Raw genomic sequence first — 19649 nt, 5'->3', positions numbered from 1 at the left:
CTCCCGTGCCTTCCGTCATGCCATGGTACCGATGATGCTGATGGTTATATCCTGAATCCTGACATTGACAATCATTTTCAAATAGCTGAATGTCATGGTTCGTATGGGGAAGGTCATCAAGATCTCGAACGCCGCCTAGGCCTTGCCGGCCGCCCGCGAGACCGCGTCGGCAAGCGAGCCCACCCAGACGGTGAGGTCCCTCTGCCCCTCGGGCATCTGCTCGGTGACGTCGACGACGGGCACCTTGCCTTGTTTCGCCGAGTCGACGAGCAGGGTGGTGGTGCCGTTGGACTCCTGGACGTTGTCGATCAGCAGGTCGATGCCGCGCTTGGCGATCAGGTTCTGGAAGTCGCGCAGGTCGCCGGGCGCCGGCTCGCCCTCGGAGTTGACGGCCCGCGCGTAGCCCTCCGGCGTCCGGTCGTCGAGGCCCATGTCGGCCATGAGATAGTAGGCCACCGCCTCGGTGGCGCCATAGGAGGCGTGGCGGTGTCGCTTGGAGAAGTCCGCCATCCTCCTGTCGAGCCTGCCCTCGTCGGCGCGCCAGGCCTTGAGCCGGGACTGGAACGCCTTGGCCTTGCCCGGCCGAGCCTTGGCGAACGCGTCGGCGAGCTCGGTGGCCATGGCCCGGCGCGCGTCCTTGGAGAACCAGAGGTGGGCGTTGTCGCCCTCGCCCGCGCCCACGGCGTCGGCCGCGTCGACCCGGATCGAGGACCTGACGATGCTCTTGGTGGCCCACGAGTCGTAGCCGGCGCCGTTGGTCACCACGATCGCCGCCTTCTGGATGGCCGCGATGTCGCTGGTACGCGGCTCGAAGTCATGCGCGTCGACGGACACCGAATGGACGATCGAGGTCACGTGGACGTCCTTGCCGCCGATCCGCCGCGCCAGCGAGCCCCACTGGTTGATCGAGGCGACCACCGTGATCGGCCCCCGCCCTGTCGCGGCCTTGCTCTGCTCGTTGTCTCCGGACGGGCCGCACGCCGCCAGCCCCAGCGCCATGCAGATGGCCGAGGCGAGCGCGACGAGCCCGTGCCATGCCGGCCGGCGATTGCCAAGATGTGTCATAGGGGCTCCGTTGTGCTTGCGCCGCCACGTGCCGGCGGCTTTCGATTGGTGCATCCATTATCGAGGGCTATGCTGACAACGGCCGCCGGGTGGGCACCGTGGCCATGAGTTCGGAAACGATGGCGGTTTCGCGCCCGCGTTGTGCCCACGGTTTATTCTGGAGCGGTACGCATCTCCGGCCTGGGGCCGGACGGATCGGAAGGGGATGGGCATGCCGCAGAGACTCGATGGCAAGGCCGTGGCCGCGTCGGTCAAGAAGGACCTCGCCGCAAGGGTGGAGCGCCTGAAGGCGAGGGGCGTCGAACCGGGACTGGGGACCATCCTGGTCGGCGACGACGTCGGGTCGCGCAAATACGTGGCGGGCAAGCACCGCGACTGCGCCGAGGTCGGCATCCGCTCCATCGGCGTCGAGCTGCCCGGCGACGCGGGGGAGGACGACATCCTCGCGGCCGTGGACCGCCTCAACGCCGACCCGGCCTGCACCGGCTACATCGTCCAGCTGCCGTTGCCCCGGGGCGTTGACGAGCGACGGGTGATCGAACGCATCGACCCGGCCAAGGACGCCGACGGCATGCACCCCTACAACCTGGGCGAGCTCGTGCTGCACATCGACGGCCGGTCCGCCGCCCCCAAGCCCTGCACCCCCCGCGGCGTCATCACGCTGCTGGACCACTACGGCATCGACCTTGAGGGCAGGGACGTGTGCGTGGTGGGCAGGGGCATCACCATCGGCCGCACCATCGGCCTGATGCTTTCCGCCCGCAACGTCAACGCCACCGTCACCCTGTGCCACACCGGCACGCGCGACATCGCCGCGCACCTGCGCACCGCCGACGTGGTGGTCGCGGCCGTCGGCCAGGCGGACTTTGTGAAACCCGGCGACATCAAGCCGGGCGCGGTGCTCGTCGACGTCGGCGTCTCGCGCGTCTACGACGAGGCCGAGGGCCGCTGGCGCGTCAGGGGCGACGTCGACAAGGCCTGCCAGCCGCTCGCCTCCGCCTACACGCCCAACCCCGGCGGCGTCGGGCCGATGACCCGTGCGATGCTGCTGGCCAACGTGGTCGAGATCGCCGAGCGCGCCGCCGGCGTCGACTGACCGGACGGCCGGCGGTCACGACGCCTGGACACGCCCGGAATCGCCGGGATGGTTTGGCCAGGGGCTCGGGTAGTCTTTCTAGTGCGAAGGCATGTGTCGTCGCATATAACTGAAGAACGATATTATCCATCCAACTAATAACAAAGAAACCACGTTTAATGGCAGAGAACAATAACGAGGTCACCAAGGTAGCGATCAACGACATCGGTACCGAAGAGGACTTCATCAAGGCAGTCGATTCCACCATCAAGAATTTCGATGATGGTGATTTGGTCCAGGGCACGGTCGTTAAGATCGATCACGACGAGGTGCTGCTCGACATCGGCTACAAGACCGAGGGTGTCATTCCCTCCCGCGAACTTTCCATCAAGAAGGACGTCCATCCCGATGACGTCGTCGAGATCGGCGATACCGTCGAGGCCCTTGTCGTCACCAAGGAAGACAAGGAAGGCCGTCTCATCCTGTCCAAGAAGCGTGCCCAGTACGAGCGCGCCTGGGGCGATATCGAGAAGATCAAGAACGACGACGGCGTGGTCGAAGGCACCGTCATCGAGGCTGTCAAGGGCGGCCTGATCGTCGACATCGGCCTGCGTGGCTTCCTGCCCGCCTCCCTGGTCGAGATGCGTCGCGTCCGCGACCTCTCGCCCTACATCGGCCAGAAGATCAAGGCCAAGATCCTCGAGCTCGACAAGAACCGCAACAACGTGGTGCTCTCCCGTCGCCAGTATCTCGAGGAGACCCAGTCCGAGGTCCGCGAGACCTTCATGGCCCAGCTCAAGAAGGGCCAGATCCGCGAGGGCACCGTCTCCTCCATCGTCAACTTCGGCGCGTTCGTCGACCTGGGCGGCGTGGACGGACTCATCCACGTCTCCGAGCTCTCCTGGAAGCACATCGACCACCCGTCCGAGGTCGTCAAGGTCGGCGACAAGGTCACCGTCGAGGTGCTCGACGTCGACATGGACCGCGAGCGCATCTCGCTGTCCCTCAAGGCGACGCAGGAGGATCCGTGGCAGCGCTTCGCACGCACCCACGTTCCCGGCCAGATCGTCAAGGGCAAGGTCACCAAGATCGTGCAGTTCGGCACCTTCGTCTCCGTCGAGGACGGCATCGAGGGCCTGGTCCACACCTCCGAGCTCGCCAACCGCCACGTCGACAACCCCGAGACCGTCGTCAAGCAGGGCGAGGAGATCTTCGTCAAGGTCATCGACGTCGATCTCGACCGCCGCCGCATCTCCCTGTCCCTGAAGCAGGCCGACGACTCCGTCGATCCGTCCAGCGAGGACTTCGATCCGGCGATCTACGGCATGCCTGCCGACTACGACGAGGATGGCAACTACAAGTACCCCGAAGGCTTCGACCCGGAGACCAACGAATGGATCGCCGGCTACGAGAAGCAGCGCGAGGAGTGGGAGAACCAGTACGCGGCCGCCCACGACCTGTGGGAGCAGCACAAGGCGTTCGTGGCCAAGCAGATCGAAGGCGCGGCCGAGTCCGCCGCCGAGGATGGCCAGGGTTCGCGCGCCGAGAAGGCCCACGAGGAATCCACCAAGTACTCCTCCAACAGCGAGTCCGAGGGCACGCTTGCCGGTTCCGACAAGCTCGCCGCCCTGCGCGAGGAGCTGCTCAAGGAGAAGAAGTGAGTCACTAAAGGTGATATCACGCTGATTCCGTGAGGAAAGGGTCGGTACGGAGAGAGTCCGTGCCGGCCCTTTTCGCTTTGGTTTTCGTGTTGCGTCGTTATCTATGATGGGTGTGGCGGCCGGCATCGGTTCCGGCAATGGAGGTTCGCATGAGGATAGGGTTGACCGGGGGCATCGCGGCCGGCAAAAGCACCGTCGCCGCGCATCTGAGGGAGCTGGGGGCCCATCTCATCGATTATGACCGACTGGCTCGTCAGGTGGTGGAACCGGGCGGCGAGGGCATGCGTCGGATTGCCGGGGAATTCGGGGCCAAGGCGGTGAATTCCGACGGCTCGTTGAACCGCGAGTGGATGGCCGATCACGTCTTTTCGCCGCAAGCAGCTCCTGACGCCAGAAAGCGGCTTGACGACATCGAGCATCCGCTGATCTACCGGCGGGCGCAGGAGCTGGAACGCGAGATCGACCGGGAATACGGGATGAGCACCGTCGAACACGGGAACGCCGGACGGCTGTCCTTGAGTCCTGTCATCGTCCATGACGTGCCGCTTTTGGCCGAGGTCATCGACACCATTCCCTTCGCCTTCGACCATATCCTTTCCGTCGAGGCGCCCGAGGAGGTGCGCATCGAGAGGATGGAGCGCACGCGGGGGATGAGCCGCGCGCAGGCCGAGGGCAGGATACGCCACCAGCCGGGCCGGGAACGGCGCGAGACCATCGCCGACACCGTCATCGACTCGACACAGCCAGTCGAACAGATGTTCGAACGTCTTGATATGCTGTTCGCACAATGGCAATGAACGGGGCGGCGTCCGCCGTAAGGTAAATGCTGCGTGCCGCATGCGCCGTGGACGAGGTCGCGCGTGCGGGCGGGGGTGGCCACCAAAGGGTGGTCCGAAGGCGAAAGGAGATAGGCAGGCATGGGGTTCAACATCGAGCGGTCGCACCATCCGCTGGTCGTCAAGGCGCCATACGAGCCTTCGGGGGACCAGCCCGAGGCCATCGACGAGATCGCGCGGCGCATCAACAACGGCGAGAACGATGTGGTGCTTATGGGTGCCACCGGCACCGGCAAGACCGCGACCACCGCCTGGCTCATCGAGAAGCTGCAGCGGCCCACGCTGATATTGGAGCCCAACAAGACCCTGGCGGCCCAGCTGTGCGCCGAATTTCGCGAGCTGATGCCCGACAACGCCGTGAGCTACTTCGTCTCCTACTACGACTACTACCAGCCCGAGGCCTACATCCCGCAAACGGACACCTACATCGAGAAGGACTCCAACGTCAACGACGACGTCGAGCGCCTGCGCCATGCGGCCACGGCGAACCTGCTGACCCGCGACGACTGCGTGGTGGTGGCCACCGTCTCCTGCATCTATGGCCTGGGCACCCCGGAGGAGTATGCCGGGCGCATGCTCTTCCTGCACGAGGGCCAGCAGATCGACCGCGACACCCTGCTACGCAAGTTCGTCTCCATGCAGTACAAGCGCAACGACATCGCCTTCACCCGCGGCACCTTCCGCGTGCGCGGCGACACCGTCGAGATCATCCCGGTCTACGAGGAACTGGCCATCCGCATCGAGTTCTTCGGCGACGAGATCGACCGCATCTCCACGCTGCACCCGCTCACCGGCGACATCATCGCCCACGAGACGCAGGTCCACATCTTCCCGGCCTCGCACTACATCGCCGGCCCCGAGCGCACCGAGCACGCGTTGAAGACCATCAAGGAGGAGCTGGTCGGCCGCACCGCCGAGCTGCGCAAGCAGGGCAAGGAGTTGGAGGCGCAGCGTCTCGAGATGCGCACCAATTATGATCTGGAGATGATCCAGCAGGTCGGCTTCTGCTCCGGCATCGAGAACTACTCCCGCCACTTCGACCAGCGCAAGCCCGGCAGTCCGCCGCACACCCTGCTCGACTTCTTCCCCGACGACTTCCTGCTCGTGATCGACGAGTCCCACGTCACCGTCCCGCAGATCGGCGGCATGTACGAGGGCGACGCCAGCCGCAAGCGCACCTTGGTGGAGAACGGGTTCCGCCTGCCCTCCGCGATGGACAACCGGCCGCTGAAATGGCCGGAGTTCCTCGACCGCATCGGCCAGACCGTCTACCTCTCCGCCACCCCCGGCGACTACGAGCTCGGGCTTTCCGACGGCGTGGTGGAGCAGGTCATCAGGCCCACCGGCCTGCTGGATCCGAAGATCGACGTGCGCCCCGTGAAGGGGCAGATCGACGACCTGCTCGGCGAGATCAAGGACAGAGTGTCCAAGCACGAGCGCGTGCTGGTGACGACGCTGACCAAGAAAATGGCCGAGGACCTCACCGACTACCTGCTGGAACGCGACATCAAGGTGGAATACCTGCACTCCGACGTCGACACGCTGCGGCGCGTGGAGCTCTTGCGCGAGCTGCGCGAGGGCAAGATCGACGTCATCGTCGGCATCAACCTGCTGCGCGAGGGCCTGGATCTGCCCGAGGTCTCCCTGGTGGCGATCCTCGACGCCGACAAGGAAGGCTTCCTGCGCTCGCACCGCTCCCTGATCCAGACCATCGGCCGCGCCGCGCGCAACGTCTCCGGCACGGTGATCATGTACGCCGACGAGATCACCGAGGCGATGGAGACGGCCATCAGCGAGACCAACCGCCGTCGTGAGAAGCAGATCGCCTACAACAAGGAGCACGGCATCGACCCGAAGCCGCTGGTCAAGAAGATCAGCGACGTCACCGACATGCTGGCCAAAGAAGACGTGGATACGGAAACGCTGCTGGCCGGCGGCTACCGCGACGAGAAACGCGCTGGGTCCAACAAGCGCATCGCCCTGACGAGCCTCGACGAGAAGGACCTGCAGAAGCACCACGACGACATCGTCAACGCCGGCCTGCCCGCCCAGGACCTCGCCGACCTCATCCGCCAGATGAGCGAGCAGATGCACACGGCCGCCGAGCAGCTGCAGTTCGAGCTCGCCGCCCGCCTGCGCGACGAGATCCGCGACCTGAAGAAGGAACTGCGCCAGATCACCGAGGCGCAGAAGTAGGGGAGCGCCGCGGCTTTGGGAGAGTGCGACCACGTCCTGAAGCCTGGTGTCTGGGCAGGGGCTGTTCGCACCCGTAGCTTGGCATCCGATGGCATGGTGCTCGGTCGCCATGGTGCCCGGCTGATATGGTGTCTCACCTGTCGTGGCCGTCGCGTCGTGTCTGGCGGCAGATATGTGTCGTCATGGCCATGACGACACACCGTCTCTCGGTGGCGTGCCGTCATCGTCACATGTGAATCGTTTCGATAACGTAGCCCAGCATGGTGATTTCGTGCCGGTGCCTGCGATTTTTCGGATCCGTTTCGGTCGGATGCCATGACCCATGGACCGCGTCAGTGGCATTGTCCGGGTCCCCTTGTCGCCAGCGTTCGATGGTGATGAAAGTGAATCGTTTCACCGGTGTTTCGTACGGCTTCTTCCTCGATTCGTCCGACAGGCGCTTTTGCCAGTAATGACGCGGCAAATGGGCGGTGCAGGACAAAATGACTAAGCGAGTATAGAGACCCCTTGCGCCGGTTGTCAAAATTATTGCCATATGGTACAGTTCTGAACTGTTATTTTGCTGTGCGAAGTTGTGATGAAGGGCACATAGTGATTCCTCTCTCAGCGATCGTCGCACGGTGGGTAGCAAGAGAAAAAACAGGAGAAAAATATGATAGGTTTTCTAAAGATTCAGCACAAGCCGGCCGTGCCTGCTGACAAGGCCGAGTCGGTGTTCGTCAGGTACAAATGGCTGTCCCTGGTCGGCGTCTTCATCGGTTATGCCGCGTTCTACATCGTGCGCAACAACTTCACGCTCTCGACCCCGGAGCTTCAGGGCCAGCTGCACCTGACCAAGGGCGAGGTCGGCATGCTCTCCAGCTGCCTGCTCATCGCCTACGGCCTGGGCAAGGGCTTCATGAGCGCGCTGGCCGACAAGGCCAATCCGAAGCGCTTCATGGTCACCGGCCTGGTCATCTGCGCCATCCTCAACATCGGCCTGGCGTTCTTCGGCGTCAACGTGTGGGCGACCGCCTTCATCCTCATCCTCCTGGGCCTGTTCCAGGGCATGGGCGTGGGCCCGGCGTTCATCACGCTCTCCACCTGGTTCAAGAAGAAGGACCGCGGCTTCATCACCTCGATCTGGAACTGCTCCCACAACGTGGGCGGCGGCCTGGTCTCCCCGCTCGCCGGCTTCATGCTCGGCGTGGTCGGCACCGGCAGCTGGCGCTTCGCCTACTACATCTTCCCGGCCATCATCGCGATCATCGTCGCGGTCGTCATCTACTTCCTGATCAAGGGCCGCCCCGAGGAAGAGGGCCTGCAGCCCCTCGAGGAGACCAAGCAGGAGCAGGGCGACGTCGACTTCAAGGACCTCTCGTCCTGGCAGATCCTGACCAAGTACGTCTTCACCAACCCGGGCGCCTGGCTCGTCTCCTTCATGGACACCTTCGTCTACATGATCCGCTTCGGCATCCTCACCTGGATTCCGATCTTCCTCACCCAGGCCAAGGGCTTCAGCCACGGCCAGATGATGGTGGCGTTCACCTTCTTCGAGTGGGCCGCCATCCCGTCGACGCTGCTCGCCGGCATCATCTCCGACAAGCTCTTCAAGGGCCACCGCATGCCGCCGGCCATCATCTCCCTGGTGATCATCGTCTTCTGCATCATCGGCTACTGGACCAGCTCCTCGGTCGTCGCGGTCACCGTGTTCGCCGCCCTCGCCGGCTGCCTGGTCTACATCCCGCAGTTCCTTGACTCCGTGCAGACCATGGAGGTCGTGCCGCCGTTCGCCGTCGGCTCCACCGTCGGCCTGCGTGGCTTCATGAGCTACGTCCTCGGCTCCACCTGCGGCACCAGCCTCCTCGGCGTCGCCGTCGACCACTACGGCTGGAACGCCGGCCTGGTCATGCTGCTGGTCGCCGTGGTGCTCTGCACCATCTGCGCCATCTTCCTCCACATCTTCACCCTGAAGAAGGAGAAGGCCGCCAAGCAGGCCGCCTGATGACGCCTCGCTGACCTAGGTCAGCGGCTATCAACCACACGTTCCCGGCAGGTATTCCGCATACTTGCCGGGAACGTTTTTTCATGCCCGGGCGCGATTCGCATGCCGGGCGCGAGGAGCGGGGGAGTGGCGAGCCGTGGTCACCGCTATCCCGTAGGGTGAGCATATGGCCGAAACTCCCTTAGCGTTCATGATCGTCACCTATGCTGTACTCGCCGTGTTCTTCGTGGCCGACCTCTTCGTCGTCGGCAGGAAGCCGCACGTGCCCGGCACCAAGGAGTGCGTGCAGCACATCGCCTTCTTCGTGGCCGCGGCCCTCGTCTTCGGTGGCCTGGTCTGGTGGGTCTCCGGCTCGAAGCCGGCCCTGGAGTTCTATTCCGGGTGGCTCACCGAATACTCGCTGAGCATCGACAACCTCTTCGTCTTCGTCATCATCATGACCAACTTCGCGGTGCCCCGCAAACTGCAGAAATACGTGCTGAGCGTGGGCATCGCCATCGCGCTGGTCCTGCGCGGCATCTTCATCTTCGTGGGCGCCGCCATCATCGAGCGCTTCACCTGGGTCTTCTTCATCTTCGGCGCCTTCCTCATCTACACCGCCGTCAAGCTGGTGGCCGGCGACGACGGGGACGAGGAATACCACGAGAACGCCATCATCCACGCGCTGCGCAAGGTCGTCAAGGTCACCGACAGCTACGACGGCGAGAAGCTGCGCACCACCATCGACGGCAAGCGCTTCTTCACCCCCATGCTCATCGTCTTCCTGACCATCGGCACCACAGACGTGATGTTCGCCTTCGACTCCATCCCCGCCATCTTCGGGCTCACCCGCGACCCGTTCATCGTCTTCACCTCCAACATCTTCGCCCTGCTCGGCCTCCAGCAGCTCTACTTCCTGCTCGGCGCCCTGCTCGACAAGCTCGAGTACCTGCCCTACGGCCTGGCGGCGGTGCTCGGATTCATCGGCGTGAAGCTGGTGATGGAGGCGCTGCACGGCAACTCGCTGCCGTTCATCAACGGCGGCAACCCGATCACGCAGGTGCCCGAGATCCCCACATGGGTCTCCCTGGCCGTTATCGTCGTCGCCATCGGCGCGGCCGCCCTGGCCAGCGTCGTCAAGATGCGCCGGCAGGACGCGAAGGCGCAATAGCACATAGACGCCATGGGTGCGTTTGCCTAGTGATAGCAAGGGACAAGAGGCATTGTGAGCGCTCACATCAAACCGTATGTCGCCCCTTCGCCGTGTTGGTGGATGCTAGTAGAATGGTCTTACGTGTTGCGGGCCAGAGTCCGCAGGCAAACATGTCACCAAAGAATAGGCAGGTACCCATGAGGAAAGCAAAGATCGTAGACACCATCGGTCCGGCGAGCGAATCGCTGGAGAACCTGACCGAGCTGGTGAAGAACGGCATGGACGTCGCGCGCCTCAACCGCTCTCACGGCACCACCGACGACCACCTGAAGGTCTACAACAACCTCCGCCAGGCCGGCAAGACCACCGGTCGCAACGTCGCCGCGCTCGTCGACCTGCAGGGCCCGAAGATCCGCTGCGGCTGGTTCAAGAAGAACGCCGAGGGCGAGGACAAGGTCCAGCTCAAGGCCGGCCAGGAGTTCGTCATCACCACCGACGACGTCGAGGGCGACGAGCACATCACCTCCACCACCTTCAAGGGCCTGCCCGGCGACTGCCACGTCGGCGACCCGATCCTGATCGACGACGGCAAGGTCCGCCTCGAGGTCACCAAGGTCGAGGGCAACAACGTGCACACCAAGGTCGTCGTGGCCGGACCGGTCTCCAGCCACAAGGGCATCAACCTGCCGGGCGTGGCCGTGAGCCTGCCGGCGCTGACCGAGAAGGACGAGGCCGACCTGCGCTGGGCCATCCAGACCGGCGCCGACATCATCGCCATGTCCTTCGTGCGCTTCGCCACCGACATCGACCGCGCCCATGAGATCATGGACGAGGAGGGCCGCCGCATCCCGATCGTCGCGAAGATCGAGAAGCCGCAGGCCGTCGAGAACCTCGAGGACATCGTCAAGGCGTTCGACGGCATCATGGTCGCCCGCGGCGACATGGCCGTCGAGATGCCGTTCGAGGAGGTGCCGCTGGTCACCAAGCGCTGCATCGAGCTCGCCCGCCAGTACGCCAAGCCCGTCATCGTGGCCACCGAGGTCCTGGGCTCCATGGTCAACTCGCCGATTCCGACCCGCGCCGAGGCGTCCGATTGCGCCAACGCGGTGCTCGACGGCGCTGACGCGACCATGACCTCCAACGAGACCGCCGTCGGCAGCTATCCGGTGCAGACCGTCAACACGATGGCCCGCATCTCCGGCTACGCCACCGAGCACGGCTTCGACCGCATCCCCTCCATCTCCAACCTCGACATGTCCTCGACCGGCGCCGTCTCCTCGGCCGCCGTCGATCTCGCCAACAAGATCAACGCCAAGGCGATCGTGGCCTACACGCAGACCGGTTCCACCGTGCACCGCGTCTCCCGCGAGCGTCCGTCCGCCCCGATCTACGGCGTGACCAACAACGAGCACACCTATCACTGGCTGGCCCTGAGCTGGGGCACCGAGGCGTTCTGCGTCAAGGAGAACTACCACGACAAGAGCCGCAAGCAGCTGATGATCTTCACCGACAAGCTGCTGCGCGACGCCGGCAAGGTCGTCAACGGCGACAAGATCGTCGTGCTCTCGGCCGCGCAGGGCGAGCAGAAGGCGGGTCGCACCGACTCGATCTACGTGCACACCGTGGGCGCTTGCGACAGCGAGTGACACTCGTTTGACGTCAGTGCGCATGGGGTGAGCGGCAAGTCCGCCCGCCCTATGGCTTGAATTGCGAATGCGTGCCGGTTCCGGAAGATTCCGGGCCGGCACGACTCATGTTCCGGCCGGGTTTCCGCTTCTGCCAGCGGTTTCGACTGCGCCGTTGGCTCCCGCGCCACATGGTTCGTCGGGCGGAAGTCGGCGGAGGCGTACATCACGTCGATGAGGTCGGGTTGACTCCGTGCCACATGGTTCGTCGGGCGGAAGAGCAAAAGATGCAGGAGACACGCAAAATATGCAATGGTCTGACCTACGTCGCTTCATCATGATAGTTTGAAAGGGTTGCAATCGTTGGGTTGCGTCCAGATACAAGCCCTTGTATCCCAATTGGTAGAGGAAACAGCCTCAAAATCTGTGCAGTGTGGGTTCGAGTCCCACCAAGGGCACGTGGCCCACTCCCCGTCGGGAGCTCTGTGGCATTCAGCTCGGTCTCTACATCCCTGCCACTACGGGTCGGGATGGTCGGACGACAATCAAAGTGGAAACGGATATGGTTATGGACGAGATTCTTACCGATGACGAATTGAAGGCGGCGGCCCAGGGTGACGAGGCCGCCAAGGACGCCGAGCAGGCCGGCAAGCCCGAGGAGAAGCACACCAAGCCCACCGTCGTGGTGGCCGAGGACGAGTCGGTCAACCGCATGGACCTGGTGGCCATGCTCGAGGACAACGGCTACCAGGTCGTCGGCGAGGCCGCCAACGGCGAGGAAGCGGTGGAGCTCACCCGCAAGGAGCGCCCCGACGTGGTGTGCATGGACGTGAAGATGCCGCGCATGGACGGCATCACCGCCGCCGGCACGATCTGCGACGAGAACATCGCCCCCGTGGTCATGCTCACCGCCTATTCGCAGACCGACCTGGTCAAGCAGGCCACCGGCGCGGGCGCCATGGCCTACGTCACCAAGCCCTATGAGGAATCCAAGCTGCTGCCGGCCCTCGAGGTCGCCATGGGCCGCTTCGCCGAGATCAACGACCTGCTCGACACCGTCGAGCGCAACGAGGGCAAGCTCAAGGAAGTCGAGTCCAAGCTCAAGGAGGCCGAGGCGAAGGCCGAGAAGGCCGAGAACACGCTCGAGGAGCGCAAGCTCGTCGACCGCGCCAAGGGCCTGCTGATGGACAAGGCCGACTTCTCCGAGCAGGGCGCCTTCCGCTGGATCCAGAAGACCTCCATGGACCAGCGCATCCCCAAGAAGCGCCTGGCCATGGCCATCATCGCCAAGTACGGCGATCCGAAGCCCGCGCAGGACAAGCGCTGAGCCATAAATCTCACCATTCGCCTGTCGTCTCCTCTGCGAGTCGGCAGGCGATATTTGTATAGTTAGAGCAGACGGCGGAAACACCAACGAGCGAGGGCATGACTTATGAGTGACGAGAACAAAGAGGCATCCGGCAAGGGCGAGGGCACGCTGCTGGTGGTGGACGGCCATTCCCTGGCATTCCGCGCCTACTTCGCGCTGCCGGTGGAGAGCTTCTCCACCTCGGCCGGCCAACCCACCAACGCCGTGTGGGGCTTCGCGACGATGCTCGCCCAGGTGCTCGACAACGAGAAGCCGGACCATCTCGCCGTCGCCTTCGACATGGCCGGCGGCACCTTCCGCAACAAGATGCTCCCGCAGTACAAGGGCACCCGCGACGCCGCGCCCGAGGAACTGCTGAGCCAGCTGCCGATCATCCAGGAGCTGCTGAAGGCGCTGGGCGTGCGCTACATCGAGAAGCAGGGCTTCGAGGGCGACGACATCATCGGCACCATGGCCTCGATGGGGGAGAGCGCCGGCTACAAGACACTGGTGCTTTCCGGCGACCGCGACGCCTTCCAGCTGATCGACGACGACATCACCGTGCTCTACCCGGGCCACCACTTCAAGGACCTCAAGCACATGACCCCGCAGGCCATCGTCGACAAATACAAGGTCACCCCCCAGCAGTACCCGGACCTCGCGGCGATGCGCGGCGAGACGGCCGACAACATCCCCGGCGTGCCCGGCGTCGGCGACGGCTACGCGGCCAAGTGGATCAACCAGTACGGCGGCCTCGAGGGCATCATCGAGCACGCCGACGAGCTGCCCGGCAAGAAAGGGCAGGCGCTGCGCGACAACATCGAGCAGGTCAAGCTCAACCGCCGCGTCAACGCCGTGCTGCGTGACATGGACCTCGGCGTTTCCATCGACGACTTCACCCTGGGCGGCATGGACATGGGCAAGGTCAACGCCATCTTCGCCAAGCTCGAGTTCGGCACCCGCTCGAAGAACCGGCTGGTCAAGGCGTTCAACGGCGGTACGATGCCGGAGGACGCCGACGCCGGCGCCGACCTCGCGGCCGCCGAGGACGACGAGGTGAGCGTCGTCGAGCCGAACGTCACCGTGATCGGCGACGCCGGCCAGCTGGGCGACTGGATCGGCAGGAACATCGCCTCCGCGTTCGCCGCGGACCCCTCCGGCCTCGCGGACCATGCCTTGGAGGCGTTCGGCGTCGACGGCGAGGGCGCTGCCACGCCGCAGGCCGATGCGCAGGCCGATGCGGACGACGGTGCCGACGGCAAGGCGGACGAGCAGGCCATCATCGACGGTGCCACAGGCCCCGAGCTGGTCGACCACGACATGCAATGCGCAGAGCGGGTGGGCCATTCGTGGGTGGTCCACGCCGAAGGACGCTCGAAGCCGGGCGATGCCAGGCTCGAGGCCGTGGCGCTGCTCGCCGGAAGCGAGGCGGCCGTGCTCGACGCGCGGACGATCGACGACGCCATGCGCGACGAATTGAACACCCTTCTGGGCGCCTACCGCCATTCGATGGTGGTGCACGGCTACAAGGAGCACCTGCACCTCTTCGCCTCGGCCGGCGTCAGCCTGGGCCGTCCGCTCTTCGACACCAAGCTCGCCGGCTACCTGGTCCACCCCGACTTCCACGCCGACACGTTGGAGAAGGCCGCCGAGCACTTCCTGAAGATCGACGTCGCCGAGGAACAGCCCAAGCAGGCGCAGGGCGAGCTCGACCTCGGCGGGGGCGACGGACAGGAGCAGGCGGGCGAGGACGAGCTGCTGCGCCAGGACGCCGTACGGCACGCCGCGCTCGTGCGGGCGCTCGCCGACTTCCTGAAGACCCCGATCGACCGGCGCAGGCAGTTCGGCCTGCTGCGCTCCATCGAGCTGCCGGTCTCGCAGGCGCTGCACGGCATCGAGGACAACGGCGCGAAGGTGGACCTCGGACGCATGCACGAGCTGCTCGACGCCTTCTCCGCGGACGCCGGCCAGGCCCAGCAGATCGCCTTCGACGCCGCCGGCCACGAGCTCAACCTGCAGAGCCCGAAGCAGCTGCGCACGGTGCTCTTTGAGGAGATGGGCCTCAAGCCCTCGCGCAAGACCAAGTCCGGCTCCTACACCACCAACGCCGCCACCCTGCAGAACCTCTATGTCAAGTACGCCAACGACGAGAAGGCCAGCGACTTCCTCGGCGCGCTGCTGCGCCACCGCGAGACCAACAAGCTGAAGCAGATCGCGCAGACGCTGCTGGAGGCGGTCAATCCGCGTGACGGCCGCATCCACACCACCTTCGAGCAGACCGTCGCCGCCACCGGGCGCCTGAGCTCGGTCGACCCGAACCTGCAGAACATCCCCAACCGCAACGCTGCCGGCCGCGAGATCCGCTCCGCGTTCGTGCCCGGCGAGGGCTTCGAGTCGCTGCTGAGCTGCGACTACTCGCAGGTCGAGCTGCGCATCATGGCCGACCTCTCCGGCGACGAGTCGCTGATCGAGGCGTTCAAGTCCGGCGCCGACTTCCACCGTTACGTGGCCAGCCTGGTCTACGACATCCCGGTCGACGAGATCAGCTCCGACCAGCGCAGCCACGTCAAGGCGATGAGCTACGGCCTGGCCTACGGGCTGAGCACCTACGGGCTGAGCCAGCAGCTCAAGATCAGCCCCGCCGAGGCCGACGTGCTCAAATCCAAGTATTTCGCCACTTTTGGGCGTGTGCACGACTACCTCGAGTCGCTGGTCGCCACCGCGCGCCAGAAAGGCTACACCGAGACGATGTTCGGCCGCCGGCGCTACTTCCCGGGGCTCAAGTCCTCACGCCGCCAGGTGCGCGACGCCGCCGAGCGCGGCGCGCTCAACGCCCCGATCCAGGGTTCCGCCGCCGACATCATGAAGATCGCCATGATCCGCGCCGACCACGCGTTGCGCGAAGCAGGGGTCAAGAGCCGCGTGATCCTGCAGATCCACGACGAACTGGTGCTTGAGGTCGCGCCGGGGGAGAGCGAACAGGTCAGTGAGTTGGTGCGCGACGCCATGGAGCATGCCGTCGACCTGGCCGTGCCGCTGGACGTCTCCATCGGCATCGGCTCCGACTGGCAGGCGGCCGCGCACTGACGGTTTCCGTTTCCAAAGCGGCATGGAGGTTTCGTGGAACCGTGGAATTCCAAGGTATTTAAAACCCGTCCGCCGAATCCGGAATGACAAGGAGGGACAATATGGCAGACAAGGACGCACCGACGCTCGCCCAGGTCGTCGAGGTCTTGCAGGAGCTCTATCCGCTCGACTACGCCGAGGATTGGGACCATCCCGGTCTCATCGTCGGCGACCCGCACGACAGGGTCGCCCGCATCGTCTTCGCGGCCGACCCCACCATGGCCACCATCGACCGGGCGCTCGCCGTCAGGGCCGATCTGCTGGTCTGCCACCATCCGCTTTTCTTCCGCTCGGTGCACGAGGTCTCGGGGCTCGGCGTGCACGGGGCCATCGCCGGCAAGCTCTATCGGGCGCACTGCGCGCTGTGGGTGGGGCACACCAACGCCGACGTCGCCTACCGTGGCGTCGCCCAGGCCGCCGCCGACGCCCTCGGGCTGACCGATCAGCGTCCGCTCGTCGACTCGGGAATCGTCCAGCATGGCCAGGCCGTGGGGCTGGGACGCGTCGGCGAGCTGGCACGCCCGGTGCCGCTGCGCGATTTCGCCGCCACCGTGGCGGACGTGGTGCCGGCGACCACCTATGGCATCCAGGTGGCCGGCGACCTCGACGCCACGGTGCGCACGGTCGCGGTGCTGCCGGGCTCGGGCGACTCGAACTTCGACGATGTGCGCGCGTGCGGCGCGGACGTCTATGTCACCAGCGACCTGCGCCACCATCCGGCCACCGACGCACTCGAACAGGCCAGGTACGAGGCCTCCCTGCGTGCCGATGGCATCGGACTCGGCGGCGCCGGCACCCGTATCGGCGACATGTCGCCGGCGACCATGCGCCCAGCGTTGATCAACACGCCGCATTCGGCCATCGAATCGCTCTGGTTCTGCTATGCCCTCGACGACATCGCCGACGGAGTGGAGCGACGCACCGGCCATCGCCCGGAGACCCAGTGGCTGCGGCAGAGCACCGATCCCTGGCAGATGGTGCTGGGGCGCGAAGGCGGCGAGTGACATGCACGGTCGATACGGCCGACGGATGTGGAATCGAGGAACGATGGTCAATGAGCACGGGGCCGATGACAAGAGGCCCGCTGATACCGCGGATGGGGCCGACGATACGATGATGACGCCGGAACCCTCTCATGACGTCTCGGCGTTGCGGCGCGGGGTCAACGCGAAGCTGGGCGAGACGCCGGACAGCATCGACATGGAGGCGCCCGCCACCGTGGTGGGCCAGGAGACGAAGTACCGCGGCGCCATCTTCCACGTGGACGACATGGAACTGGCCCTGGCCAAACGTGACGGCGGTACGGTCCATATCCATCGTCAGATCGTGCGGCACCCCGGAGCGGTGGTCATGCTGGTGCACGACGTGAGGCGCGACCGCTACCTGGTCGAGCGTGAATACCGCGTGGGGCCCAACGGCTTCGCCTACGGTATTCCGGCCGGGCTGATGGACGAGGGGGAGACGGCGCGGCAGGCCGCCCTGCGCGAGCTGCGCGAGGAGACGGGCGTCGTGCCCGAGACCGAGGACTCGATTCGCATCCGCCGGATCGCACGGACCTATTCCTCCGAGGGCATGACCGACGAGCGCTCGTATGTGCTCGGCATCGACCTCGACGGCTGGACGCAGGGAGCGCGGCACTTCGACCGCGACGAGCACGTGCAGTCCGCGTGGGTCAGCTGGGAGGAGCTGCAGGGCGTGGGACTCATGGGCGCCAACTCCATCATCGCCATCCAGTCCGAGCAGCTGCGCCGGCTCAGAGCCGAACCGGACAGGTAGACGCGATCGATGGGCTCCGTAGTGCGATCGGAGTGATTGAATCATTGGTGGCTGCATTGGTTTAGCCATACTGCCGGTCCGTTGGGTCTGATTGGCCGACTTGTTGAATCCGGTTGGTCGGGTAGTGCTGACCGACATATCTATCTGATCGACGGGGATGTTTCGATGGTGTCGGGACCCGGCTCGACCCGACCCGGCCGAAACGTCCTGCCTTCATTGTGTCGCGGCGATGCGCGAATGCAGGCGGTGACCGATCTCGATGGTGTCGGGAATCTCCTCGGCGTGCGCGCGTGGCGGTGTGGCGCTCGCGGACGATTCGGCGTCGGCGTCACTTTCGGTGGCGGCGTTCCCGTGCAGCACCTGGGCGATCACACGGTCGGCCTCGATGGCCGCGATCTGCCGTGAGAAGACGATGAACCAGCCCAGGAACACCATTCCGGCCAGGGCCTCGACGTTGGTCAGCGTGTTGGCGCCGCCGAGCCATTGCACCAGCGCGGCCGCGCACAGGGCGATGCCCAGATAGCCGGCCACGTAGATCGCCAGCGAGAGCTGCGGGGCGAGCCACGGCAGCAGGATGAGCAGCAGCCCCATCACCACGACCAGGCCATGCGCCGAGAAGTTGTGCAGCTTCGGGTGCGGGGTGTAGCGGAAGGTGCCGATGCCCACGAACGCCGCCCCGGAGAGGGCGAGCATCGCCGACAGACAGGTCAGGCGCAGACGGTAGTGGCGAATGCGGCTGCCTGATCGCAGCGGTCCCTGGTCCTGGTGCCATTGCCGGCGCTGGCGGTAGGTGGTGATGAGCTCGGAGACCGCGAAGTAGCTGACGATGACCACGCAGACGCCCGCCAGGATGAGCGTGGAGTCGAACATGCGCGCCGCGAAGGTGGTGCGGTCACCGAGCTGGGAGAAGTTGTTGCGCGACCAATCCGGGTCGTCGGTGGTCAGGCCGGCCACGCTCACCCCGGAGACGACGAAGAACGGCAGCAGGCCCGCCAGCGTCTTCGCGTCCATTAGCTCCGCCTGCACGAAGGTGAGGTAGCCCGCCACGCCCGCCGCACCGGCACAGATCGCCACCAGGTAGTCGTGGAACATCGGGCCCATCAGGTTGCCGGCGAAGCTCAGTGCGGCGAAGGCCGTCAGGAAGAGGGTGGAGGCGTAGACCGTCGCCAGCGCCAGGATCTCGACGATGCGGCGCAGGATGGCGAACCATCGGTTGCGCGGGCTCAGGGAGCTCGAGCGGTGCGAATAGCCGACGATGAACGAGACGGTGCCGCAGGCCGCGACGATGATCGCGCAGGCCACGAAGAGGCGGCGGCTGAGCATGAGCCCGGCGGGGAACAGGGAGACGCAGGCCCACATCGCCCCGGCGCCCACGATCGCGCAGACGATGAAGGAGAGCAGCCCCGAGGCCTCCGCGCGCTGGTGCAATCCCATCTGTGCCTCCCGGTGGTTGAGTTCGCCTTTGCCGTTGTCATTCTAGCGAGTCGTTGGCACATCCCGGGTTATACTGGAGTATTGTGCTTGTGGCCGCCTTTATGGTGGCCGGTCGGCCGTGCTTCGGGCGGTTGGCGGAGCACATCGGGATGTAGCGCAGCTTGGTAGCGCGCCTGCTTTGGGAGCAGGATGTCGCAGGTTCAAATCCTGTCATCCCGACTCAGAACCCTTGGAATTTCAATGTTTCTAGGCGTTGTGATTTCAGCCGTTTTTGCTTCCAGACACGATTCAGACACGATGACTTACAATTTCGGTGTTTCCGTCTTCTATGGAATTGTGGACATATCTCCGTGGTTTCGATGATTTAGTCCGTGTTTTGTAATGGTAAATG

14 protein-coding genes and 2 tRNA genes are annotated in these 19649 nt (G+C 65.0%); 13 read left to right on the top strand and 3 right to left on the bottom strand.

The window, feature by feature from the left end; translation table 11 throughout:
• Positions 1–135: 135 nt before the first annotated feature.
• A complete protein-coding gene (locus PT282_RS04755; protein WP_277168406.1) occupies positions 136–1065 on the bottom strand; it encodes a metal ABC transporter solute-binding protein, Zn/Mn family in 930 nt (309 codons plus the stop codon).
• A 211-nt stretch (positions 1066–1276) separates the two neighbouring features.
• On the opposite strand from PT282_RS04755, the gene PT282_RS04750 reads away from it, so the two are divergent.
• From PT282_RS04750 to uvrB, 4 genes are all read left to right on the top strand, one after another.
• Positions 1277–2161 (top strand): bifunctional methylenetetrahydrofolate dehydrogenase/methenyltetrahydrofolate cyclohydrolase, encoded by an 885-nt coding sequence (locus PT282_RS04750; protein ID WP_277168405.1) that lies wholly within the window; start codon positions 1277–1279, stop codon positions 2159–2161.
• A gap of 158 nt (positions 2162–2319) precedes the next feature.
• Positions 2320–3801, top strand: coding sequence for a 30S ribosomal protein S1 (gene rpsA, locus PT282_RS04745; protein ID WP_277168404.1), 1482 nt, complete (start codon positions 2320–2322; stop codon positions 3799–3801).
• Between the two features lie 149 nt (positions 3802–3950).
• Positions 3951–4598: a dephospho-CoA kinase gene (gene coaE / locus PT282_RS04740; RefSeq protein WP_308201367.1), complete on the top strand. Its 648-nt coding sequence runs from the start codon at positions 3951–3953 to the stop codon at positions 4596–4598.
• A gap of 120 nt (positions 4599–4718) precedes the next feature.
• A complete protein-coding gene (gene uvrB / locus PT282_RS04735) occupies positions 4719–6833 on the top strand; it encodes an excinuclease ABC subunit UvrB (RefSeq protein ID WP_277168403.1) in 2115 nt (704 codons plus the stop codon).
• A gap of 226 nt (positions 6834–7059) precedes the next feature.
• On the opposite strand, the gene PT282_RS04730 is transcribed toward uvrB, so the two are convergent.
• Complete coding sequence (locus PT282_RS04730) at positions 7060–7368, bottom strand: hypothetical protein (RefSeq protein ID WP_277168402.1); 309 nt, start codon at positions 7366–7368, stop codon at positions 7060–7062.
• A 117-nt stretch (positions 7369–7485) separates the two neighbouring features.
• Here PT282_RS04730 and PT282_RS04725 point away from each other — a divergent pair, with 117 nt between their 5' ends.
• The 8 genes from PT282_RS04725 to PT282_RS04690 all read left to right on the top strand — a co-directional run bounded on the left by PT282_RS04725 (position 7486) and on the right by PT282_RS04690 (position 17824).
• Positions 7486–8817 (top strand): MFS transporter, encoded by a 1332-nt coding sequence (locus PT282_RS04725; protein WP_277168401.1) that lies wholly within the window; start codon positions 7486–7488, stop codon positions 8815–8817.
• A 166-nt stretch (positions 8818–8983) separates the two neighbouring features.
• On the top strand, positions 8984–9967 hold the full coding sequence (locus tag PT282_RS04720) for a TerC family protein (protein ID WP_277168400.1): 984 nt from the start codon (positions 8984–8986) through the stop codon (positions 9965–9967).
• A 179-nt stretch (positions 9968–10146) separates the two neighbouring features.
• Positions 10147–11595: a pyruvate kinase gene (gene pyk, locus PT282_RS04715; RefSeq protein ID WP_277168399.1), complete on the top strand. Its 1449-nt coding sequence runs from the start codon at positions 10147–10149 to the stop codon at positions 11593–11595.
• A gap of 363 nt (positions 11596–11958) precedes the next feature.
• Positions 11959–12032: transfer RNA gene (locus tag PT282_RS04710), tRNA-Leu, on the top strand.
• A 104-nt stretch (positions 12033–12136) separates the two neighbouring features.
• Positions 12137–12901, top strand: a complete 765-nt coding sequence (locus PT282_RS04705) for an ANTAR domain-containing response regulator (RefSeq protein ID WP_277168398.1) — start codon at positions 12137–12139, stop codon at positions 12899–12901.
• Positions 12902–13006: 105 nt separating this feature from the next.
• Positions 13007–16009 (top strand): DNA polymerase I, encoded by a 3003-nt coding sequence (gene polA / locus PT282_RS04700; RefSeq protein WP_277168397.1) that lies wholly within the window; start codon positions 13007–13009, stop codon positions 16007–16009.
• Between the two features lie 101 nt (positions 16010–16110).
• Positions 16111–17052 carry a Nif3-like dinuclear metal center hexameric protein gene (locus tag PT282_RS04695; RefSeq protein WP_277168396.1) on the top strand — a complete coding sequence of 314 codons (942 nt, stop codon included), beginning with the start codon at positions 16111–16113 and terminating at the stop codon, positions 17050–17052.
• Between the two features lie 112 nt (positions 17053–17164).
• On the top strand, positions 17165–17824 hold the full coding sequence (locus tag PT282_RS04690; protein WP_277168942.1) for an NUDIX hydrolase: 660 nt from the start codon (positions 17165–17167) through the stop codon (positions 17822–17824).
• Positions 17825–18037: 213 nt separating this feature from the next.
• On the opposite strand, the gene PT282_RS04685 is transcribed toward PT282_RS04690, so the two are convergent.
• Positions 18038–19258 (bottom strand): ABC transporter permease, encoded by a 1221-nt coding sequence (locus PT282_RS04685; RefSeq protein ID WP_277168395.1) that lies wholly within the window; start codon positions 19256–19258, stop codon positions 18038–18040.
• A gap of 145 nt (positions 19259–19403) precedes the next feature.
• On the opposite strand from PT282_RS04685, the gene PT282_RS04680 reads away from it, so the two are divergent.
• A tRNA-Pro gene (locus PT282_RS04680) sits at positions 19404–19477 on the top strand.
• Positions 19478–19649: the final 172 nt, after the last annotated feature.

It is taken from the genome of Bifidobacterium sp. ESL0763 (assembly GCF_029433395.1).
Lineage (GTDB): Bacteria > Actinomycetota > Actinomycetes > Actinomycetales > Bifidobacteriaceae > Bifidobacterium.
This window is presented reverse-complemented; position numbering and strand designations above follow the sequence as displayed.